Source organism: Planococcus soli (genome assembly GCF_016881065.1).
GTDB classification, from domain to species: Bacteria; Bacillota; Bacilli; order Bacillales_A; family Planococcaceae; genus Planococcus; species Planococcus soli.
This window is the reverse complement of the sequence record NZ_WXYN01000011.1, coordinates 152,365-172,664: the sequence shown is the minus strand read 5'-3', so window position 1 is coordinate 172,664 and position 20,300 is coordinate 152,365. Positions and strand designations below refer to the sequence as shown.

General features: G+C 45.1%; 24 protein-coding genes and 1 pseudogene. 10 read left to right on the top strand and 15 right to left on the bottom strand.

Features of this window, described 5'->3' with window-relative positions:
- The first annotated feature begins 157 nt into the window (after nucleotides 1-157).
- Genes GJB59_RS05395 through mnhG form a run of 7 tightly spaced genes read left to right on the top strand, consistent with a single transcriptional unit; the run spans nucleotide 158 to nucleotide 5,934 of the window.
- Nucleotides 158-2,572, top strand: coding sequence for a Na+/H+ antiporter subunit A (locus tag GJB59_RS05395; RefSeq protein WP_142828962.1), 2,415 nt, complete (start codon nucleotides 158-160; stop codon nucleotides 2,570-2,572).
- Entirely contained in the window at nucleotides 2,559-2,981 is a 423-nt protein-coding gene (locus tag GJB59_RS05390; protein ID WP_142828961.1) for a Na(+)/H(+) antiporter subunit B, read from the top strand. Before GJB59_RS05395 ends, GJB59_RS05390 begins: the two co-directional genes overlap by 14 nt.
- Nucleotides 2,981-3,328, top strand: a complete 348-nt coding sequence (locus GJB59_RS05385) for a Na(+)/H(+) antiporter subunit C (protein WP_142828960.1) — start codon at nucleotides 2,981-2,983, stop codon at nucleotides 3,326-3,328. Before GJB59_RS05390 ends, GJB59_RS05385 begins: the two co-directional genes overlap by 1 nt.
- Nucleotides 3,321-4,802 carry a Na+/H+ antiporter subunit D gene (locus GJB59_RS05380; protein ID WP_142828959.1) on the top strand — a complete coding sequence of 494 codons (1,482 nt, stop codon included), beginning with the start codon at nucleotides 3,321-3,323 and terminating at the stop codon, nucleotides 4,800-4,802. Before GJB59_RS05385 ends, GJB59_RS05380 begins: the two co-directional genes overlap by 8 nt.
- Nucleotides 4,803-4,809: 7 nt before the next feature.
- The gene (locus tag GJB59_RS05375) at nucleotides 4,810-5,289 is read left to right on the top strand and encodes a Na+/H+ antiporter subunit E (RefSeq protein ID WP_142828958.1); all 480 of its coding nucleotides are present in this window, start codon (nucleotides 4,810-4,812) and stop codon (nucleotides 5,287-5,289) included.
- Entirely contained in the window at nucleotides 5,286-5,567 is a 282-nt protein-coding gene (locus tag GJB59_RS05370) for a Na(+)/H(+) antiporter subunit F1 (RefSeq protein WP_142828957.1), read from the top strand. Before GJB59_RS05375 ends, GJB59_RS05370 begins: the two co-directional genes overlap by 4 nt.
- Nucleotides 5,515-5,934 (top strand): monovalent cation/H(+) antiporter subunit G, encoded by a 420-nt coding sequence (gene mnhG / locus GJB59_RS05365; RefSeq protein ID WP_328822961.1) that lies wholly within the window; start codon nucleotides 5,515-5,517, stop codon nucleotides 5,932-5,934. The genes GJB59_RS05370 and mnhG overlap by 53 nt, the downstream gene beginning before the upstream one ends.
- A 40-nt stretch (nucleotides 5,935-5,974) precedes the next feature.
- Here mnhG and GJB59_RS05360 read toward each other — a convergent pair whose 3' ends face one another.
- On the bottom strand, nucleotides 5,975-7,468 hold the full coding sequence (locus GJB59_RS05360; protein WP_142828956.1) for a leucyl aminopeptidase: 1,494 nt from the start codon (nucleotides 7,466-7,468) through the stop codon (nucleotides 5,975-5,977).
- Between the two features lie 149 nt (nucleotides 7,469-7,617).
- Here GJB59_RS05360 and GJB59_RS05355 point away from each other — a divergent pair, with 149 nt between their 5' ends.
- Nucleotides 7,618-8,094 (top strand): divergent PAP2 family protein, encoded by a 477-nt coding sequence (locus GJB59_RS05355; protein WP_142828955.1) that lies wholly within the window; start codon nucleotides 7,618-7,620, stop codon nucleotides 8,092-8,094.
- A 53-nt stretch (nucleotides 8,095-8,147) separates the two neighbouring features.
- Here the strand turns inward: GJB59_RS05355 and GJB59_RS05350 are convergent, their stop codons facing one another.
- The 6 genes and pseudogenes from GJB59_RS05350 to GJB59_RS05325 all read right to left on the bottom strand — a co-directional run bounded on the left by GJB59_RS05350 (nucleotide 8,148) and on the right by GJB59_RS05325 (nucleotide 12,112).
- The gene (locus GJB59_RS05350; protein ID WP_142828954.1) at nucleotides 8,148-8,477 is read right to left on the bottom strand and encodes a YuiB family protein; all 330 of its coding nucleotides are present in this window, start codon (nucleotides 8,475-8,477) and stop codon (nucleotides 8,148-8,150) included.
- Nucleotides 8,478-8,894: 417 nt separating this feature from the next.
- Nucleotides 8,895-9,020 carry a YuiA family protein gene (locus GJB59_RS05345; protein WP_185960087.1) on the bottom strand — a complete coding sequence of 42 codons (126 nt, stop codon included), beginning with the start codon at nucleotides 9,018-9,020 and terminating at the stop codon, nucleotides 8,895-8,897.
- Between the two features lie 222 nt (nucleotides 9,021-9,242).
- A pseudogene (locus tag GJB59_RS05340) lies at nucleotides 9,243-9,732 on the bottom strand (NUDIX domain-containing protein).
- A gap of 106 nt (nucleotides 9,733-9,838) precedes the next feature.
- Nucleotides 9,839-11,053 (bottom strand): NAD(P)/FAD-dependent oxidoreductase, encoded by a 1,215-nt coding sequence (locus GJB59_RS05335; protein WP_142828986.1) that lies wholly within the window; start codon nucleotides 11,051-11,053, stop codon nucleotides 9,839-9,841.
- 176 nt (nucleotides 11,054-11,229) lie between these two features.
- Nucleotides 11,230-11,592: a HesB/IscA family protein gene (locus GJB59_RS05330; RefSeq protein ID WP_142828953.1), complete on the bottom strand. Its 363-nt coding sequence runs from the start codon at nucleotides 11,590-11,592 to the stop codon at nucleotides 11,230-11,232.
- 283 nt (nucleotides 11,593-11,875) lie between these two features.
- On the bottom strand, nucleotides 11,876-12,112 hold the full coding sequence (locus tag GJB59_RS05325) for a NifU family protein (RefSeq protein ID WP_142828952.1): 237 nt from the start codon (nucleotides 12,110-12,112) through the stop codon (nucleotides 11,876-11,878).
- 82 nt (nucleotides 12,113-12,194) lie between these two features.
- Here GJB59_RS05325 and GJB59_RS05320 point away from each other — a divergent pair, with 82 nt between their 5' ends.
- The gene (locus tag GJB59_RS05320; RefSeq protein ID WP_142828951.1) at nucleotides 12,195-12,521 is read left to right on the top strand and encodes a YuzD family protein; all 327 of its coding nucleotides are present in this window, start codon (nucleotides 12,195-12,197) and stop codon (nucleotides 12,519-12,521) included.
- 30 nt (nucleotides 12,522-12,551) lie between these two features.
- On the opposite strand, the gene GJB59_RS05315 is transcribed toward GJB59_RS05320, so the two are convergent.
- Nucleotides 12,552-13,619 carry an NAD(P)/FAD-dependent oxidoreductase gene (locus GJB59_RS05315; protein WP_142828950.1) on the bottom strand — a complete coding sequence of 356 codons (1,068 nt, stop codon included), beginning with the start codon at nucleotides 13,617-13,619 and terminating at the stop codon, nucleotides 12,552-12,554.
- A gap of 152 nt (nucleotides 13,620-13,771) precedes the next feature.
- On the opposite strand from GJB59_RS05315, the gene GJB59_RS05310 reads away from it, so the two are divergent.
- Nucleotides 13,772-14,008 carry a YuzB family protein gene (locus GJB59_RS05310; protein ID WP_142828949.1) on the top strand — a complete coding sequence of 79 codons (237 nt, stop codon included), beginning with the start codon at nucleotides 13,772-13,774 and terminating at the stop codon, nucleotides 14,006-14,008.
- 68 nt (nucleotides 14,009-14,076) lie between these two features.
- Here the strand turns inward: GJB59_RS05310 and GJB59_RS05305 are convergent, their stop codons facing one another.
- From GJB59_RS05305 to GJB59_RS05275, 7 genes are all read right to left on the bottom strand, one after another.
- Nucleotides 14,077-14,850 (bottom strand): TIGR01457 family HAD-type hydrolase, encoded by a 774-nt coding sequence (locus GJB59_RS05305; RefSeq protein WP_142828948.1) that lies wholly within the window; start codon nucleotides 14,848-14,850, stop codon nucleotides 14,077-14,079.
- A complete protein-coding gene (locus GJB59_RS05300) occupies nucleotides 14,840-15,295 on the bottom strand; it encodes a DUF86 domain-containing protein (protein ID WP_142828947.1) in 456 nt (151 codons plus the stop codon). Before GJB59_RS05300 ends, GJB59_RS05305 begins: the two co-directional genes overlap by 11 nt.
- Nucleotides 15,296-15,377: 82 nt before the next feature.
- Nucleotides 15,378-15,704, bottom strand: a complete 327-nt coding sequence (locus tag GJB59_RS05295) for a YutD family protein (RefSeq protein WP_236015428.1) — start codon at nucleotides 15,702-15,704, stop codon at nucleotides 15,378-15,380.
- Nucleotides 15,705-15,719: 15 nt separating this feature from the next.
- Nucleotides 15,720-16,643: a lipoyl synthase gene (gene lipA, locus GJB59_RS05290; RefSeq protein ID WP_142828945.1), complete on the bottom strand. Its 924-nt coding sequence runs from the start codon at nucleotides 16,641-16,643 to the stop codon at nucleotides 15,720-15,722.
- Between the two features lie 143 nt (nucleotides 16,644-16,786).
- Nucleotides 16,787-16,918, bottom strand: coding sequence for a methionine/alanine import family NSS transporter small subunit (locus GJB59_RS05285; protein WP_142828944.1), 132 nt, complete (start codon nucleotides 16,916-16,918; stop codon nucleotides 16,787-16,789).
- A 15-nt stretch (nucleotides 16,919-16,933) separates the two neighbouring features.
- On the bottom strand, nucleotides 16,934-18,454 hold the full coding sequence (locus GJB59_RS05280; RefSeq protein ID WP_142828943.1) for a sodium-dependent transporter: 1,521 nt from the start codon (nucleotides 18,452-18,454) through the stop codon (nucleotides 16,934-16,936).
- 196 nt (nucleotides 18,455-18,650) lie between these two features.
- Nucleotides 18,651-20,225, bottom strand: coding sequence for a Na+/H+ antiporter NhaC family protein (locus GJB59_RS05275; RefSeq protein WP_142828942.1), 1,575 nt, complete (start codon nucleotides 20,223-20,225; stop codon nucleotides 18,651-18,653).
- Nucleotides 20,226-20,300: the final 75 nt, after the last annotated feature.

The window sequence follows — 20,300 nt, the reverse complement described above, 5'->3', positions numbered from 1 at the left end:
ACAAAATTAACTTAATTGTGTTTCTTCCTATCTTAAAAGCACGCAGAAACTTTAATAGAATCACTTCCCTCGGTGGATGAACGATGCAAATCCACTCTATTTGCGTTATAATTTCTAATTAGAAACTCATCACGTTTACACTGGAAGGAGGATTCATTTGTCATTTGTATTTTTAATCTTTTTACCTTTGCTTGCAGCCCTGTTTATTCCGCTGCTGTTTAAGAAAGTAGGAAAGATCCATACAGGCTGGTTTGTTTTGGCCGTGCCCGTCATCCTATTCATTTACTACGCTTCATTGCTCCCCACGACCATCGACGGCGGCAATCTGGTTTCTGAATTCCAATGGATCCCTTCACTTGATATCGCTTTTGTCGCGTATATTGATGGATTGAGCCTGCTGTTTACATTGCTGATTACAGGCATTGGGGCTTTAGTAGTGCTGTATTCCATATTTTATTTGGACAAGCACCGTGAACAATTACATAATTTCTATGTCTATCTATTGATGTTCATGACGGCGATGCTCGGCATTGTCCAAAGTGACCACTTGATCACCCTTTATCTATTTTGGGAATTGACATCAATTTCATCTTTCCTGTTGATCGGTTATTGGTACACCCGCGACCGTTCAAGATTCGGTGCATTAAAATCCATGATGATCACCGTTTTCGGAGGACTGATGATGCTCGGAGGCTTTGTGCTGCTGAGTATTATGGGCAATACATATTCGATACGCGAATTAATTGCGCTGGCACCGGAAATGGCTACGCATGATTACTTCATCTGGGCTCTTGTACTGGTGCTGCTTGGCGCATTCACTAAGTCTGCACAATTCCCATTCTATATCTGGCTTCCGGATGCAATGGAAGCGCCTACTCCGGTAAGTGCCTACCTGCATTCTGCAACCATGGTAAAAGCAGGCTTGTATCTAGTTGCGCGCCTGACCCCCGTCTTCGCCATTTCAGGCACATGGATGTGGCTGGTTGCTGGAGTCGGATTGTTTACCATGTTCTGGGGTTCATTCTTTGCCTTGAAACAAAAAGACTTGAAAGGCATACTGGCATTTTCGACAGTTTCTCAACTTGGCCTGATCATGTCGTTGCTTGGGGCTTCGGCCGCTGGCTACCACATCGATAATATTGCAGAAACCTCGTTTATGTATGCTGGATTCGCTGCGATTTTCCATTTGATCAACCATGCTGTATTTAAAGGGAGCCTGTTCATGATTGCCGGCATTGTCGACCATGAAACCGGCACACGTGACATCCGTAAACTTGGTGGGTTGATGAGCTTGATGCCAATCAGCTTCACCGTAGCAATGATCGGCGCCTTCTCTATGGCCGGTTTGCCACCATTCGGCGGATTCCTGAGCAAAGAGATGTTCCTGACGGCGATGCTTTCACTGACAGAATTCGACTTGTTCTCTATGGATGTCTGGGGCATCCTGTTCCCTGTCGTCGCCTGGCTCGGATCGGTTTTCACATTCATCTACAGTTTCTATTTTGTGTTCCATACGTTTGCCGGCAAGCACAAGCCGGAGCAACTGCCGAAGCCGGCCCACGAAGCGCCAATTGGCATGCTGATTTCACCGGTGTTTCTTGCCATTCTGGTTATCGTAATTTTCTTCATCCCAAATCGAGTTGGCGATTGGCTCGTAAAACCAGCGGTCATGGCTATTCAGCCTTTCCTATACAATTCACCATCAGAAGTGGATGTCCATGTATCCGCTTGGCACGGCTTTAATACCGAGCTCTTTATGACTCTTGGCATTTTCGCTGTCGGCGGATTGATGTTCTGGACCCTCCATAAGTGGCAAAAGAGCTACGATCGCTTCCCGGATGCCATCTCGTTAAACGCTCTTTATGACAACTTGATGTTCCTGAGCGATGATGGTGCGAACCGCTTTTCCATGCTGTACATGACTGGCTTTATCCGCTCTTACTTGGTATACATGTTCAGTTTCGTGATTTTCATCCTTCTCGGCACTCTGTACCTGACCGAGGCGTTTGCAATCGACTTTACCAACTTGGCACCAGTCGGCTTTTATGAAATTGTCATCCTGATCGCCTTGGTTGGTTCAACAATGACCATTCTTGTTTCAAAGTCGAGGCTTACAGCGATTATCGCTTTGGGGGCTGTCGGCTATTCTGTCGCCTTGTTCTTCGTTATTTTCCGGGCACCGGATTTGGCGTTGACCCAGTTGGTGATCGAGACCATATCTGTTGCATTGTTCCTGTTGGCGTTTTACCACTTGCCGCAGATCAGCCGGAAAGAAGAACGCATGCGCTTCCGTTTTGGCAATGCAGTGATTGCGGTGGGGGTCGGCATCACCATGACGCTAATTGCCCTGTCATCCCATTCACAGAAAGCTATGCCTTCCATTTCTGAGTTTTACAAAGAAACGGTCTATACTGAAGCAGGCGGCGGAAATATCGTCAACGTTATCTTGGTTGATTACCGTGGATTTGATACATTGTTCGAAATTGCAGTGCTGGGCATTGCCAGTATCGGCATCATCACCATGATCAAATTGCGCTTGTCCAAAAAGGAGGGTCAGCATGAGAACAAATGATGTCATGCTTCAAACGGCCACAAAAGTAGTGACCTTCATCATTTTGATGTTTGCTGTCCACATATTCTTTGCAGGGCATTACACTCCTGGCGGTGGATTTGTCGGCGGGCTATTGACTGCCAGTGCAATTGTTCTGTTAATGCTTTCATTTGATATTGAAACAGTCAATAAAATACTGCCGTTCAATTATGTGACGATGACAGCAATTGGATTATTGTTGGCAATTGCCACAGCTGCTGCATCCATCATCTTCGATGTCCCTTTTTTCACACATGCATATGATTACTTTGATTTACCGCTTTTCGGTGAAACTTCCCTGCATTCGGCTATGCTGTTCGATGCAGGCGTTTACCTGGTTGTTGTCGGTGTAACGATGACCATTATTCAAACGATTGGAGAGGATGAATAATGGAAATAATTATGTCCGTTGCCATTGGATTTCTCTTTATGGCAGCTGTTTACTTGATGCTTTCTAAAAGCCTGATACGCATCATTATCGGGACAGGGCTGCTGAGCCATGGCGCCCACCTTTTGCTTTTGACCATGGGCGGCCTTGGAGGCAATTCACCTCCCGTTGTAGCTGACGGGGTCAGTATCAGCGATTACGCAGATCCCCTGCCCCAGGCATTGATTTTGACTGCGATTGTAATTTCATTTGCCGTTACATCATTTTTCCTTGTGCTCGCGTACCGATCTTATCAGGAGCTCGGTACCGACAATATGGATTTGCTGAGAGGAACTGAAGATCATGAGTAATTTACTTCTATTTCCGATTATCATTCCGTTGTTTTTTGCTGTTATCCTGATGATTTTCCCGAAACGCTTGAAACTGCAACGCATTCTTGCCGCTATCGGAGCAGGAGTAACCTTAATTTCTGCAATCGTTCTGCTCGCAAAAGTTGATGCAGATGGCGTGCAGGCTGTAACACTTGGCAGCTGGCCAGCGCCTTTCGGCATTTCCATGGTCTCGGATCCGCTGTCGGCCCTGTTAGTTGTCACTTCTTCAATTATTACGTTGTTCGTCGTCTTCTACAGCTTTCCAACGATTGGCGTGAAGCGCGAACAGTCTTATTACTATCCGGCTGTGTTATTCCTGATGGTCGGCGTTAACGGTGCCTTTACGACTGGTGATATTTTCAACTTGTTCGTATTTGTCGAAGTGCTGCTGATGGCTTCGTATACCTTGATCGTCCATGGCGGAGAAAAGCCGCAACTTCGTGAATCAATCAAGTACCTGCTGGTGAACATCATTTCATCCGCTTTGTTTGTAGCAGCTGTCGCTTTTCTTTACTCGGTTACCGGAACGTTGAATATGGCCGATCTCGCAGTGAAGATTCCACAAATTGAAGAAACGGGCATCTTGACCGTCATTGCCGTGATGTTCCTGGTTGTCTTTGGTTTTAAAGCCGCAATCTTCCCTTTGTATTTCTGGCTGCCCGGCTCTTATTACTCACCGCCGATTCCGATATTGGCACTGTTCGGTGCATTGCTGACAAAAGTCGGGGTCTATGCGATCATGCGTACATACACATTGTTCTTTACGATGAATGTCGGCTTTACCCATGAATTGCTTGGAATTATAGCCATCCTGACTATTCTTGCCGGCTGCGTTGGCGCACTTGCTTATTTCGATGTCAAAAAAATTATCATTTATAACATTATTATTGCCGTCGGAGTTATTCTGTTCGGCATCGCCCAGTTGAACCAGCCGGGAGTTGATGGGTCCATTTTCTATCTGCTCCATGATATGCTGATCAAAGCTGCCCTGTTCTTCCTGGTTGGAATTGTTGCCGTATTGTTCGGCACAACCGACCTTCGGAAGATGGGTGGACTGATCAAGACTTATCCAGTTCTTGGATGGACTTACCTGGTTGCAGCATTTGGGCTGGCGGGAATTCCGCCGCTCAGCGGATTCCCAGGAAAACTGCTGATTGTCCAAGGTGGATTTGAAGGTCCGCAATTCTGGGGCAGTATTGTCATTCTCGCAACGAGCCTTATTGTGCTGCTGAGTGCGGTGCGCATTTTCATCTATGCCTTTTGGGGAGAACCGGTTGAAACCGTCCCATTGAAAGGATCAGTCTTTAATCAAATGTTCATACCGACAGTAATCCTTGTTGCCATTACCGTGGTATTCGGGGTCGGCGCGGAACTCTTCATGCCGTTCATTTCAGGCGCGGGTGAAGTGCTGCTGAATCCATCCATCTATATTGATGCGGTCCTAAAGGAGTAGCTGATACATGGCTTTACAAATCTTATTGAATTTCTTCCTGGCCGTTGTCTGGATGTTCATGACCGTTTCCTTCAGTCCCGCTGGATTCGCCATCGGCTTTATCATTGGCCTTGGCATTATTATCCTGATGCGCCGGTTCTTTTCATACCGGCTCTACACTTCAAGGGCATGGGCTATCATCTCGCTGTTCCTGCTGTTCCTTAAGGAACTCTTTCTGTCGAGCATCCAGGTGTTGCGGATTGTCATCAAACCGAACATGAACTTGAAACCGGCAATTTTCGAATTGGAAACCGAGCTCAAAGAGGATTGGGAAATTACTTTGCTGTCCGCTTTAATCACGCTAACGCCAGGAACACTGGTAGTCGGCATTTCAGACGATCAGAAAAGGCTCTATATCCATGCGCTCGACTTTGACGACATTGATGAAGCTGTCAGTTCAATAAAAGAAACATTTGAACGAGCCATTCTGGAGGTGAGCCGACCATGATGATGTTTTACTGGATTTCACTTATCGTTGTCAGCATAGGCTTCACAGGTCTCCTATTCCGGCTCGTTAAAGGCCCGACCATCGCCGACCGGGTAGTGGCACTGGATGCCATCGGGATATCCCTAGTCTCTATTGTCGCTTTGCTGTCTTTGATCACTGAAACGGAATACTTCCTGGAAATCATTCTACTGCTAAGTATCCTGTCCTTTATCGGAACCATTGCTTTTGCAAAATTCCTTGAGAGAGGAGAGATTTTCGATCGAAACAACAATCGTTAATATCCTGATTATCCTATTAATGAGCACAGGGGTCATTTTTAGCCTTGTTACCGCCTTGGGCCTTATCCGGCTGCCGGATGTCTATACGCGTACCCACGCTGCTTCTAAGAGCTCTACACTTGGTGTCCTATGTGTATTAACTGCGACCTTTATCCATTTCTGGCTGGTCGAAGGCATTTTCAACACTCAAATGATCATCGCCATTGCGTTCTTATTTATCACAGCACCTGTAGGTGGACACATGATTGGCCGGGCAGCTTACATGTCCGGCATCAAAGTCGCTGAAGAAACCGTGCGCGATGACATGGAGGGCGCTTTAAAAGAACGAAAGAAAAGATTGATGGACAATAAAACAACTGAACAATAAAAATAGCCTGCAGGCACATTGCCTGCAGGCTATTTTTATGTTATTGCTCGTCTGCCATCTTTTCAATCAGCATTGCCAAGGTTCTGACCATTGCGCCAGTGCCGCCTTTTGGTCCGAGATCATGAGGGCCTTCTGCGTCTGAAGTTCCGGCAATGTCCAAATGAATCCAAGGTGTGTCCCCTGCAAATTCCCCGACAAATCCACCGCCAAAAATCATATGGCCATCCCGTCCTGGTGAATTATTCAAGTCTGCGACATTACTTTTCCGGATCCTTTTTTTATCACTTTCTGTCAATGGCAAACGCCACACAAATTCGCCGCTTTCCATGGATGCTTCCAGGAAAGTTTCGAAAAACGCTTCGTCATTGGTCAATGCGCCGGTTTTGTCTTTGCCTAAAGCGACAATAACGCCTCCGGTCAACGTCGCCACATCTACAATACGGGTTGCGCCCAATTGCTTCGCGTAGCTGACGGAATCTGCCAATACGAGTCTGCCTTCCGCATCTGTATTAAGGATTTCGATGGTTTTACCGCTCATGGACGTAATGACATCATCCGGTTTAAAGGCATTGCCCGAAATCATATTGTCCGTTGCTGCAATAACTGCCAGCACATTTTTCTCCGGCTGCAATTCTCCGATGATTCTCATGGCACCCAGTACCGCGGCGGCACCGCCCATATCGCCTTTCATGCCCACAATGCCGTCTTTCGGCTTGATAGAGTAGCCGCCGGTGTCAAACGTTACCCCTTTGCCGACAAGCGCTAAGGGGTCTTCAAAGCCTTCTGTCGCCTTGTATTTCAAGACAATCACACGCGGTTCTTCGATAGAGCCCTGGTTGACTGCCAGAATAGCGCCCATTCCCAGCTCTTCAATTTCCGCTTTCCCTAAAATATCCGTTTCAAAGCCGTAAGTTTCACCGAGTTCCCGTGCATACTCGCCCATTGCACTGGCAGTCAGGATGTTCGCCGGCATATTGACCAGAGTTCGTGCTTCATTGACCGACTGTCCGAAAATAGAACCTACAATTGCCGCAGACTCCACATCTTCCAAAGCCTCTTCTGCCAAGAAGGTCAATGATTCCAAGTCGACCTGAGTTTCATTGGACGTGGTCTTGTAATCATCAAAGCTATAGCTGCCCATTGTGATGCCTTCAGCTGCCAAGAATGCAACATCTTCTGCTGTAATGCGTTCGTTCTCAAACGATTCCATATAAACAGCTGCATGCTTTATTTTTTTCTTCGCCAATTCTTTGCCAGCCAGCCCGAAGCAGGAGCGAAGATCTTCTTCGGTCAATTTTTTGCGGTCATTCAAGCCAACAAATAATACGCGCGGAATACTTCCAGACAGCGTTGGATAGGTGATTAAAGACTTTAGATCAAATGACAAGTCCTGCTTGATCCAGCTTTCCAATTTGCCATCAAAGCGCTCAGCGAATTCGCTCCACCCTTTGCTGTTTTCCGGATGTCGGCTTAAGCCGACAATGAGGATTTCGGCTCCGCAGTCCTGTGAATGCTGCTGTAATTTGATTTGCATAAAATTCCTCCTTTTTGTGTTCTCTTCAAGTGTAGCATGTAATCCGGATTCCGAGTAGTTCGTGTTACGAAGGAATTAACAGCCATCGTAATTTTTCCGTCTATGATATACTATGAGAACATATTTAGACAGAAAGGCTGTTGCTCCCTATGGAAATTTTCTCTAATCTCCCCCTTATGATCGCTTTGTTCGCCATCGTGTTTGCGCAGTTTGTTAAGATTCCCATTCAATATGCTGTAACGCGTGAACTTGACTGGAAGCTTTTTTCATCGACCGGCGGCATGCCGAGCTCCCATTCGGCTGCTGTCACATCATTAACTACTGCAGTAGCGTTTGAGCATGGCGTCTCCTCCACTATTTTTGCCGTGTCGACTATGTTTGCCGTCATCACCATGTACGATGCCACTGGCGTCCGCTTTCAAGCAGGACAGCAAGCCTTGACCATCAACAAAATGCGCCAGGATATCTACCTTTTCATGGACGAGACAAGAAAATGGCCGCAAAAAAAAGAAGAGGAAAAGATTCAGGAATTGAAGACATTGCTTGGCCACAAACCAAGTGAAGTCTTTATGGGTGCGCTAACAGGCATTGCGATTTCCTTCGTCTTTTATGGGATGCTCAGATAACTATAAAAAAGAAAAAATCGCCGATTCCGGATGACCGGATCGGCGATTTTTCATTAAAACATTTGGTATCCCATTTTGCGAAGGATTTTCATGACAAAACCTGATGTGATGGCGCCTGCCCAACCAGCAAGCAATACGGCAATATCACTGCCTGTCATAGAAGTGATGGTGTCTCCCAGCATTGAGAAAGATTCACCCGGATTCGTGAAATAATCGAAAAAGCCCACATCGTCCACGACCAGCAAGATGACGACCGGATACACAACAGCCATCAGCCACGTCATGCGAAGAAGCATATTCAAAAGAAAGCCGATTCCGAAAAACATAACATAAAAAAGCAGCATGGAAATAATCAATTGCACAATTGTAAATGAACTGTTCATGAACTCTAACCTCCGTTATTCCTTCCATCAGTTTACCCGAAAAAACAAAGGCTTTCAATCCAGCAGAACAGAGTTCATCGCTTTGTCACTTATGCTGGAAAAGCACCAACAATCCGACTCCAAGATTCTCTGCAAACAAAAAGGAAGCGAACGGCGGTGTTCCCCTCCGTTTGCTTCCTTTTGAATAAAATAAAAGAATCATCATTTAAAACCCGTTTATGGGGTATGTGTCTGAAGAGATCAATCCAGGGGATGACTCTAATCATTTCCACTCTTTTTCGCCAATTCCTTAACCATTAAACTATGTGGGTTGTGAACAGTGAGCTATGGCAGGTTGTCTGGAGTCTGTATGCGCACTTTCAACTGTGTATTAGGGGCTTCAGCTAAAAAAGTCCGTTTACTCAAAATACTGCCGTGTTATTTTTTGCCGGAACCTGAACAGCAGGAGCACGTTTCTGAACCGCCCAGCCGTAATTGGAAATAGCCTTGACCTGAGCAATATGGGCATTTATTGACGTTTTTTACTTTTTTAAAGATCGTCATCCGAAACACCTCCTTCTGTTCTTGTTTGTAATATTCTGATAATATAACACGCAAGGTTTTAAAGCGCAACTAAAAAGAATAAGTTAACGGCATCTATATATGTTGAACTAAAGAATCTAGCGTTTATCCAACGCTTCGGACGCTTTGGGCATAGCTCCCGCAAAAAGCCAGACAAAGATCATTAGTTCAACTTATATAATTTTCTCTTTTATAATTTGATCTCTACTTTTTAAAAAATAGTTTATAGTCCGAATAACCGAAAACTTCGCCCGGATCCACATCCTCGATCGGTTCGAATCCTTCCTCCAGTAAATAGGAAGCCATTTCACGCAGCATTACAGAAGCCTCTTTGTCATTTGACAACTCTGCTGGAGGCAGCCATTCCGCCTCGTACAGCTCAGACTGTTGTGCAATGATGGGCTGTTCTTCATTGTTCGCTGTTAACAGAAAAATTGCCATATTGTCGCTGATTTCCTCGCGAATAACGCCAGAGCGAAAACCGATCATTTCTATCAGCTCGCAATCGACTCCAGTTTCTTCTTTCACTTCCCTCAGCACAGCCTGATCGACAGTTTCATTTCCCAAATCCCGCGGGAAGCGACCATTTCCCATGCAAACCGCCATGCCTTTTTTTCACTACAAGCCATTGCCCTTTGGAATTCACCACAAGCCCGGCTGCACCGAGCCAAACATTCCCTCGTTTTGATGCCATAAAGTTTATCTCCTTTTGTAATGAGTCACAATTCTCCAATCGCTCATCTTAGAGTCTTTTCTCTACAAAAAAAGCTCCCCGCTAAGGGAGCTTTGGATCGTCCAGCTTACAGGACGTTGAATTTACCTTTTTTCAGTACCAACATTGGTCCACCAATCATGAACAATGCACGGTTATCGATCATTTTCTTCATGAATGACGCCCGTTTGCCTGTCACTTTTTTGCCGAATACAACGCCGATGGCATCGTCATCACCAAGTGAGCATACAGTTCCTTTAAGATCAGGAACAAACTCAACAGTTGTTTCACCGCTAATCAACGATTTCAAGTTCTTCGCTACGTTTTCACCCTGCTGCATAGCAATCTGTGCAGTTGGCGGATACGGACGGTTGGTTTCTTCGTTGATCATCAATGCACAGTCACCAATGATGAAAACATCATCGTATCCTGGCGCACGCAAATCTTTATCGACTTTAACGCGGGCACGCATGTTTTCGATTGGAGTCGCTTCAATCAAGCGGTTGCCGCGGACACCAGCAGCCCAAACAACTGTACCGGCTTTGATAAAGTCAAAATGATCATCGCCTTTTTTGATCTTAACGCCTTCAGGAGTTGCTTCTACAACCGGAGTGCCGATTGAGAATTCGATACCTTTGGACTCTAAATGGCTTACCGCATAGTTGACAAGCTCCGGATCGAAACCAGGCAATACCATAGGTGCAGCCTCTACACAGACAACGCGCACTTTTTCGCGTGGTACATCAAACTCTTTGCATAGCTCGGGTACACGGTTAGCCAGTTCCCCAAGAAATTCAATGCCAGTGAATCCAGCTCCGCCAACAATAATTGTCAAACGGCTATCGTCTTTTACAGGTTCTGCAGACCAAGTCGCAAATTGGAATTCGATATGTTCCCGGATATAACGGGCAGCTTTTACGTTAGCAATTGACAATGCGTATTTATCAAGGCCTTCAATGCCAAACGTTTCACCTTCAAAACCAAGTGCAATGACAATGTAATCATATGTAAATTCGCCATTGTCGGTTGAAACTTTTTTCCCTACTACATCAATTGCTTCTACAGTCGCCTGCACAAACTTAACTTTGACGCCGTCGATAACATCTTTGATATCGTAACGCACTTGCTCTGAAAGCAATGTGCCTGCAGCAGCCTCGTGAAGCCATGTGCTTTCGTAATGGTATTCGTTTTTATTGATCAATGTAATGTCCGCAGCATCTGTGCCAAGAACTTTTTGCAAGTTTACTACAGTAGTCAATCCACCGTAACCTGCTCCTAATACTAATATTGACGGTCTTTTCAACACAATCGCAACCACCTTCAAGTCATTTTTTAATCGAATATCGACAAAGCGGTCAAACCTTGGCGCACCGATAAACATCTACCTTCTATATTAGACCTAATACCACATGATTTCAACCGAGTAATGCGTTTAGCCGCATTTATCCACAACAAAAAAAGCCGGTTTGTGACCGACTGTTAACAATTTTCCGGCGTACCCGCTTTTTTTGCTGTACGGAATGAAGTTCCGCAGCCGCATGATGCGATGGCATTCGGATTTTCGATGGTAAATCCGCCACCCATAAGAGACTGTTTATAGTCAACAACTGTCCCTTGTAGAATCGGGGCATCTTCCTTGGCAATCAGAACCGGGATCCCGAATTGCTCATAAAGATCGTCCGCTTCGCCTTTGGCCTTTTCAAAACCCATGCCATATGTTAATCCGCTGCAGCCGCCGCCTTTAACAGCAACGCGCAAAAATGATCCTTCTTCTTCGTTATGGCGCATCATCTCTTTTACTTGAAATGAAGCAGCTTCTGTAATTTCAACAACTTCTGTCAATTAGATCACCTTCCTATAAGGATTATCATAGCAATTATTTCCACTATTATTCAAGCCGTCCACCTTCAAATACCCAGACAACTTTATCCCACTGCAAAATAGCTTCTTTATTTAGTTGAACTATTAATCTTTAACTGTTGACGTTTTGCAGAAATCTTTTGCGTTCTGCTCATCTTTTCTAATTGGAGAGGTGGACACATACGCTCTCTTTTGTTACTTTACTAGTTCAGTGCAGACGTTTATATTTTATACAGAAAAAGGGACCTAAAAAGGTCCCTTGGCATTAAAATACTTGTTCTACTTCTACGATGCCAGGAACTTCTTCCACTAACGCGCGTTCAATCCCTGCTTTTAATGTAATTGTCGAACTTGGGCAGCTTCCGCATGCACCGAGCAGACGAAGTTTTACGATCCCGTCTTCTACATCAACAAGTTCGCAGTCTCCCCCGTCACGCAAAAGGAATGGACGCAATTTATCTAAGACTTCCATTACTTGATCTTCAATCAAAGCTTCAGTCATTTATATCGACTCCTTTCATTATAATCATTATAATGTGATTAGAGAGAAAAAGCCACTAATGAATTTATAGGAGGACCAAATTATGCAGAAAGAATTATCCATTGAAGTCTACGGAACCGATGTAATCTGCGCAAGCTGCGTCAATGCTCCATCTTCCGTCGATACCTATGAATGGCTGGAAGCCGCCATCTCAAGGAAATACAAGGATCAGCCATTTTCAATTACCTATATCGATATTGAGAAACCTATGGCACTCGAGCACCAAAGGGAGTATGCACAGCGCATATTGGACGACGAATTCTTTTATCCGCTTGTTTTGATCGAAGGAGAAGTGGTCGGTGAAGGCTATGTCCAATTAAAGCCCGTGTACCGTGAACTTGAAAAACATGGATTTTCAGATTTGAAATAAAAAAAGCGCTCAATGATGAGCGCTTTTTTGTTATCCGTTATGCCATTTGTACATCCATAAGACGCCTGATTTCATTAAACGGGCGATGCGTCCTGTTACGGTACGATCTGCTAAATATGCGAAGCCCTGTTTTTTGCCGAGAGAGCCAAGGAAGCCTTTCAGCTTAATTTCCGGCATGGTTTCTGGCAATTCCTCGCCTTTCCATGTCGCTTTCAATACTTTGACAATCTGTTCTGCCTGTTCTTCCGCCAACTGTGCAGAAGGCGCCATCGGCAATGCCGCACAATCACCGACTACATAGACATGTTCGTCATTCGGCAGCTGGTGGTACTGGTTGATGACTACCCGTCCGCTGAGGTCGCTTTCGAGTCCCAGGTCGCGTACCGGCTTGACCGGCTGGATTCCCGCTGTCCACACAACAGCATCTACAGGAATCGTTTCTTCATGGTTGTGGAGCATCTTTGGTTCAACTTGCGTGATATTCGAATTGGATACCACATCAACGTTGTTGTTTTCAAACCATTTTCGGACAAAATTGCTCAAACGTTCTGGAAAATCACGCAAGATCCGGGGGCTGCGGTCAAACAGCTTGATATTCAAATCTTTCCGGCTTTCCCGCAGTTCACTGGCCAATTCAATCCCGCTGAGTCCCGCTCCGACTACACCCACGACCGCGCCTGCTGGCAAACCAAGCAATGCCTGGTATGTCGCGCGTGACTTGCCGATGGTTTGGATGCTGTAAGTGAATTCATCAGCCCCAGGCACACTGTGGTATTTGTCTTCGCAGCCTAAGCCAATAACAAGATCATCATAGGCAATGCGGTCGCCATTCTCCATAAAAATACATTTTTCCTGGAGCCCGATTTCCAGTATTTCACCGTTTACTACCTTCAAGCGCTCGTGTTCCGGGAATGGGACACGCACTTCATGATCTGACTCGGTGCCGGCAGCTAAGGCATAGAATTCCGTCTTCATGCTGTGGAAAGGGGTCCGGTCAATCAAAATTATTTCGGTATCCTGTGGAAGGTTGGCTGGCAATAAACGAAGCAAAATTCGCATGTTGCCGTAGCCGCCTCCAAGTAAGACTAATTTTCGCATAAAAATCTCCTTTAAATTTCGTCTGTCTCATCAATTTCTCACATATGAGTATAGCTGATTGTGATAACTTTCACAATGCTTTAGCCAGAAATCAATTAATTGACTCTGGCCGCGAAAAAAGGTAGGATTTCGTTGTAGTGAGGTGACTTAAAATGAAACCGATTGTTGAATTTTGTATCAGTAATATTGCCAATGGCGCACAAGATTCTTTTGAAAAACTCGAACGGGATCCCAATCTCGATGTTTTGGAATACGGCTGTTTAAGCTACTGCACAAAATGTTCCGAGTCTCTATATGCCCTGGTCAACGGGGAAATCGTCGAAGCAGAATCCACTGATGAATTGACAAAAAAAGTCTACAAATTCATAGAGGAAAACCCGTTATTTTAAGCCGTTGAAAACCGGCTTTTTTTTGTTTAATATTAATCGTAAAATGAAGATTCTCTGCTAAGCCTTGCTCATACTTCCAAAAACTTAAGATTTTCAATCGCTAAGCTCGGCGGCTGTTCTTTTTCCAGTACCGTCTCTATCCGGGTGACACCGGTGTTGACATGGATCGTATCGATTCCAAAGCGTATTCCTGCCTGGATATCGGTATCGTAATTATCCCCGATCATCACCATTTCGCTTTTTTCTAGACCCGATTCATATTGAATCGCTTCCAGCATATGGATTTCCGGTTTGCCGATATAAACTGGATCCACATCGGTCGAAGCCGCTACCAAGGCCGTAAAAGCGCCGTTTCCCGGCAAAAATCCTTTTTCTGAAGGAAAAGCCAGATCTTGATTGGTCGACAGGAAGACCGCCCCTTTTCGGATTTCCAGGCAAGCTGCGGCCAGTTTATCGTAAGTAATGTTGCGGTCGATTCCCATCAGCACAATGCCCGCATCTTCCTCTACCCGCTCGATCCCTTCCTGGCGCAAAGCCTGATCCAAACCGTCCGACCCAATCATGTAAACCGACCGTTCGGGATACCAGCGTTTGATGTATTTGGCAGCTGCAATGGCCGAAGACATGATGCGCTCTTTTTTTGCATCGATTCCGAAACCGGCCAGTTTGGCCTTTAATTGCTGCTGCGTCATGGATGCATTATTGGTGATGAAATATGGTTCAATTCCCTGCAGCTGGAGACGCTCTACAAAGCCCGCAGCCTCTTCAACCGGCTCTGTTCCACGGTAAATCGTTCCATCCAAATCCAGGCAATACGCTGCATATGTTTTGTTAGTTGTCATCGGTTGTCTCCGGAATAAATGCCGAAACCGGTCCCAGTTCGTGAATGAGGTAGTGTTCTACTTTTGGTCCGAACGCTTTCAAAGATTCCAGGTTGTTGTCGATTGCAGTTGTAATCGCCTGCTGATCCACTTTCATAAACTCACGAACCAGCATTTTCCGTAACGCAATTACTTGCTTTAATGGCTGATCCATCTCTTTTGTAATCACTTTTTCGTCCACTAGTATATCAATTATGTCGTCGTAGCTGCCGGGGTCCCGCATGATGAATCCGTCAATCATCGAGTTGCCGACATCAATGATCGACTCGATAATATTTGCACCTATACGCTCCAATGCCAACTGTTCGCCAAATGAAGTCCATTGCTGCTGGCCTTCATAATACTCCAATAAAGAATTCATGTACCCAATCGTTTCTGTAATGTTGCTGCGGTCAATAAAATACATAAAAATACCCTCCAATAGGCGTTTGAAAATCTTCGTTTTCTTTCTTTATCATATCATAATGCATGAAAAAACCCCCGGCGGATCAAATGTCCGCTTCGGGAGTCTGTTGTTCGGGTTCTTCAATCGGGGGAGCTGCTTTTCCAACTTTCTTTATAACAAAATAAGCACAGCCGAAATTGCAATACTCGTATAGATAGTCCTGCAGTGTGCTGATTTTGGTATCATACGTCGCCTTGTGGTTGGTGTCTTCAAAAAAGCCTTTTAACCGCAACTGCCCGTAGCCCCAGTCACCTAAAATATAATCGTATTTTGACAGGATTTCACTAAAACGGGCGGTAATCGCCTCTTCCTTAAATCCTTCGCGGTAATCGATTAATATGTCATAATTCCACTGATCCAATGTGATCAATTTTCTCACCATCCATTAGCTGTTAGTAGCAGCTGCTTGCACTTCTCCGAGGCGCTGACGCTCTTTGGCAGCTGCATTGACTTGCTCGTCCGCATGATAGCTGCTTCGGACCAGAGGGCCTGCCTGGCAATGCGAAAACCCTTTAGTCATCGCAATCTCCCAGAATTCCTTGAATTCTTTTGGCGAATAATATTTTTGTACATTCAAATGTTTTTTCGTAGGCTGGAGATATTGGCCGATTGTCATGATATCAACATCATTTGCGCGCAGATCATCCATGACTTCGATAATTTCCTCTTTTGTTTCGCCCAAGCCGATCATCAGCGATGATTTAGTCGGAATCTCGGGATGCAGTTCTTTTGAGCGCTTCAACAGTTCCAATGAGCGGTCATATTTAGCACGCGCTCTGACTCTTGGTGTCAAGCGGCGCACTGTCTCTATATTATGGTTCAAAATATCCGGTTTTGCATCCATCAGCCGTTCCAGATTTTCATATACTCCACCCATATCAGAAGGCAGGACCTCAATCGTCGTAAACGGATTGGCTCGCTTGATTGCCCGGATTGTTTCAGCAAATACAGCCGATCCTCCATCTTTCAAATCATCCCGTGCAACGGCAGTGATAACCGCATGCTTCAAGTTCATCATTTTCACAGAAGCTGCAACACGTTCCGGCTCCTGCAGATCTAATTCGTTCGGCAATCCCGTTTTCACTGCACAAAAACGGCAAGCTCTCGTACAGACAGCTCCAAGAATCATAAAGGTTGCGGTTCTTCGGGTACCCCAACACTCATGGATATTCGGACATCTCGCTTCTTCACAAACCGTATTCAGATTGTTTTCCCGCATCATTTTCTTTAAATCCGTATAGTTTTCATTGGTGTTCAGTTTAATCTTTAACCAATCGGGCTTTCTGAGATGTTCTTGTTTAGTTGACACGCACATCGTCCCCTATCTATCTGATTTATGTATGGAATCCAATTCTATTCCAAATGTATCACAAAGGCTTCTTCCTCACAAGTTCGCATCTCCCTTTAAAAGCATAGAAAAGCCCGGAAACTAAACGTTTCCGGGCTCGTAAATTATACGTTATTGGCAGCGTCTCTCGCTTTGTTCTTTTTGCTGCTGCTGACGGCATGTATGATGCTTGCAGCCAGGCCACCCCAAATGATGACCATACCGATAATCATGACGATAATTGAACTTACAGACATATGAAGCTCCCCCTTTTAGTTGCGTTCGTCATATTCTCCCTGTTCCTTATGCCATTTTCCAAGTGAGAACAGAATTCCGAAAATTATTGCCGCCCCAGCGACTGCCACACCGCCTGATAAGGTAAACATATCGGAATATCCTTCATAGTTGCCGGTCTCCGTCTCAAACTCTTGTAGAATATTCAGTTTCAATAAGCCGAACATCATGTAACCCAAAACGATTGGTGTGATAATGCCGAGACTGAATTTCCACCACGCACCCAAATGAATATCGGAGATTTCGTTCGCATGGCCTTTGAGCAGGTCCGCTTTGCGGAAGACCCAGACAACCAATAGAACTTCCACTAAACCGATTGCCGCAACACCGAATTGGTTGATGAAGTAATCTGCCAAATCCAGGAAGTACAAACCGCCTTGTGTGGCGAATAGGATTGAAATTAAAGCAGCCAGACCGCCGCCGAAGAGCACTGATTTATTGCGGGAAATTCCGAACTTCTCTGAGAAACCAGCAACATAAGTTTCAGTGATTGAAATCAATGAAGTTAATCCTGCCAATGTCAGCGACAAGAAGAACATTGCCCCGAAAAGGCCATTGAATCCCGGAAACTCGTTAATGATCTGCGGAAATACCACAAAAGCAAGTCCGACTCCGGCTGTAGCTACATCACTAACCGCGACACCTTGCTGAGCCGCCATAAATCCAAGTGCTGCAAATATTCCGATACCCGCCAATAACTCAAATGCCGAATTGGCAAAGCCTGTAATAAAGGCGTTGTTCGTGATATCCGATTTTTTTGGCAGATAACTTGAATACGTGATCATGATCGCAAATGCTACAGACAAACTGAAGAATATATGTCCATAGGCTGCAACCCATACCGATGGATCCATTATGGCATCAAAGTTCGGCTGGAAGAACGCTTCCAAACCTACCAATGCACCGTCTAATGTCACGGCACGAACAACAACTGCGAAGAAGATGATGACCAAAGTCGGGATGAAAATCCGATTGGCCATTTCAATTCCTTTTTTGACCCCTGCCAGCAGGATACCCAACGTGATGATCCATACTAACGCAAGTGGGATAAATACGCCCCATACAATCCCGCCAGTTTGTCCTGGTTGAACTGTCAGCTGCAAAAAGTCGTTGAATAGGAAGTCCTGTGTATCTGTACCCCATGCCTGATTGAAAGAAAATATAGTATAGCGCATTGCCCAGGCGATGATTACTGCATAGTACACAGATATGACAAAGGACACAAATACTGCCCACCAGCCAAGCCATTCCAATTTCTTGCCACCCATTCTGAAGAATGACAACGGTGCTGAACCACGGTACTTATGGCCAATTGTAAACTCCAAGATGAGAATCGGAATCCCTGCAGTCAATAATGCAAATAGATATGGTATGAAAAATGCACCCCCGCCATTTTCATACGCAACATATGGAAAACGCCAAATGTTACCCAGACCTACCGCAGAGCCGACAGCTGCCATAATAAAACCGGCACGTGTACCCCATTGCGAACGTTCCATCTCTCTTCCCCCTTTGTGTTATCCCATTTTATTTACATAAAAATAGGAATTTTGTTTGTTTTCAGATTATTAATTAATCTAAAAATAGTATACCGAGAGGCTTCCCTAAAGTAAAGATGAATTCATAATATATTTCAAAAAAACTATTGCGGCAAAAGTAAAAAGGCAGAGAATTAGCTTCTCTGCCTTCTTTCTGTTATGCATTTTGTTGTTTTTCAATAATAGTTGTACGTTGTGACCAGACGATAAAGAGCACAGCAAGCACCACTATGACTACGCCTAACGAGATCAATAATGAGCCAGTGTAACCTATGACAATATACCCTATCGCTGCAATGCCGGCAGCTGTCAATGCATATGGAATCTGCGTTAAGACATGGTCCATATGATTGCTCCCGGCTCCTGTAGAAGACAGGATTGTCGTATCAGAAATCGGTGAGCAATGATCCCCGAATACAGCTCCTGCCAAAACAGCTGATAAAGCAGGAAGCAGCAAGGATGGATCAGCTTCGATCATAATTGTTCCTGCAATCGGCAGCAGAATACCGAATGATCCCCATGAAGTTCCAGTTGAGAAAGCCATGATTCCAGCTAAAACAAACAAAAGAACCGGCAAAATGGCTGTCGGTACATTGCCTTCAGAAACGACATTTGCCAAATAAGCTCCTGTCTCCAGCAATCCGATCAATGACGTCAGTGACCAGGCAAATATCAGAATCAGTACTGCACCCATCATGGACTTGATGCCTGCCCAGATGCCTTTGCCAATCCAACCGACATTTGCAGTTTTGTTCTTTTTAATTTGCATCGCATAAAGGATGATTGACGTCAATGCACCCAAAATACCGCCTATGAGTAAGGAAGCTGGAACATCCGTATTCTCAAAAATCAACCAGATATCAAAGACTTGTCCGGCATTCTGGTAGCCTGTCCAAATCATCGCACCTACTGTCCCGACGATCAACAGCAGAATCGGAAGCAATAAATCTCTAACATGGCCATAAGAATGAGATGGGAAATCTTCCTTCATTTCACCGGGGATTGTTTTATCCGGATCGAAAAGCTGCCCCTTGGAAATTGCCAATACTTCGTGTTTTTTCATTTCGCCAAAGTCGACATCGCGGACTGCGACAAAAAAGACAATGGCCAGTGAAGCGACGACGTAGAAGTTCATCGGTGCCATCCAAAGAAAGGCTTCCAGCGCGGAATATTCCACAAAGGTCTGACCAGCTAAGATGGTAGCGATAATGCCGATGATGGCTGCACCCCAGCTTGAGACTGGAGAAACCACACAGACAGGTGCAGCAGTCGAATCGATAAAGTAAGCAAGTTTAGCCCGTGAAATCTTGTAGCGGTCCGTAATTGGACGCGCCACTTGCCCCACTGCCAACGCATTAAAATAATCATCGATGAAAATGACAATGCCTAAAGCCACTGTCAGAACTTTAGCTCCTCTGCGTGACTTGATGCGCGTCGAAGCCCATTCAGCGAAAGCATGGCTGCCACCCGACAAGCTGACGAAAGCTGTAATGATGCCCAGCAACAAAAGAAAAAGAATGATAAAGACATTGTAGGCGTTAAAGCCTCCGTCCCAAAAGATAATTGCAAAAGATGCCACAAGCTCCTGCAAGGCTTCGAGTGGTGCAAACCACGTCAGGATGACAGCCGCTGCAACAATACCGGTACCCAATGACAACAATACACGGCGCGTTAACAGCACCATGACGATTGCGATAATCGGCGGCAAAATTGAGAAAATCGTGTTTTCCATAAAAACTCCTCCTTATATTTGATGGGTCAAAAATGAGAAAAAAAGGCTGACCTCTCCAGTTGGATAAAGTCAGCC

Bases quoted from the DNA above. Each gene is read 5' to 3' on its own strand.
- GJB59_RS05390 (WP_142828961.1), top strand. From the start codon at position 2,559: ATGAGAACAAATGATGTCATGCTTCAAACGGCCACAAAAGTAGTGACC.
- GJB59_RS05285 (WP_142828944.1), bottom strand. From the start codon at position 16,918: ATGTCTGTAAGTTCAATTATCGTCATGATTATCGGTATGGTCATCATT.
- GJB59_RS05275 (WP_142828942.1), bottom strand. From the start codon at position 20,225: ATGGAAAACACGATTTTCTCAATTTTGCCGCCGATTATCGCAATCGTC.
- GJB59_RS05350 (WP_142828954.1), bottom strand. From the start codon at position 8,477: ATGAACAGTTCATTTACAATTGTGCAATTGATTATTTCCATGCTGCTT.
- GJB59_RS05360 (WP_142828956.1), bottom strand. From the start codon at position 7,468: ATGCAAATCAAATTACAGCAGCATTCACAGGACTGCGGAGCCGAAATC.
- GJB59_RS05280 (WP_142828943.1), bottom strand. From the start codon at position 18,454: ATGGAACGTTCGCAATGGGGTACACGTGCCGGTTTTATTATGGCAGCT.
- GJB59_RS05380 (WP_142828959.1), top strand. From the start codon at position 3,321: ATGAGTAATTTACTTCTATTTCCGATTATCATTCCGTTGTTTTTTGCT.
- GJB59_RS05320 (WP_142828951.1), top strand. From the start codon at position 12,195: ATGCAGAAAGAATTATCCATTGAAGTCTACGGAACCGATGTAATCTGC.
- GJB59_RS05355 (WP_142828955.1), top strand. From the start codon at position 7,618: ATGGAAATTTTCTCTAATCTCCCCCTTATGATCGCTTTGTTCGCCATC.
- GJB59_RS05375 (WP_142828958.1), top strand. From the start codon at position 4,810: ATGGCTTTACAAATCTTATTGAATTTCTTCCTGGCCGTTGTCTGGATG.
- GJB59_RS05305 (WP_142828948.1), bottom strand. From the start codon at position 14,850: ATGACAACTAACAAAACATATGCAGCGTATTGCCTGGATTTGGATGGA.
- GJB59_RS05325 (WP_142828952.1), bottom strand. From the start codon at position 12,112: ATGACTGAAGCTTTGATTGAAGATCAAGTAATGGAAGTCTTAGATAAA.
- GJB59_RS05370 (WP_142828957.1), top strand. From the start codon at position 5,286: ATGATGATGTTTTACTGGATTTCACTTATCGTTGTCAGCATAGGCTTC.
- GJB59_RS05300 (WP_142828947.1), bottom strand. From the start codon at position 15,295: ATGTATTTTATTGACCGCAGCAACATTACAGAAACGATTGGGTACATG.
- GJB59_RS05310 (WP_142828949.1), top strand. From the start codon at position 13,772: ATGAAACCGATTGTTGAATTTTGTATCAGTAATATTGCCAATGGCGCA.
- GJB59_RS05315 (WP_142828950.1), bottom strand. From the start codon at position 13,619: ATGCGAAAATTAGTCTTACTTGGAGGCGGCTACGGCAACATGCGAATT.
- GJB59_RS05385 (WP_142828960.1), top strand. From the start codon at position 2,981: ATGGAAATAATTATGTCCGTTGCCATTGGATTTCTCTTTATGGCAGCT.
- GJB59_RS05345 (WP_185960087.1), bottom strand. From the start codon at position 9,020: ATGACGATCTTTAAAAAAGTAAAAAACGTCAATAAATGCCCATATTGC.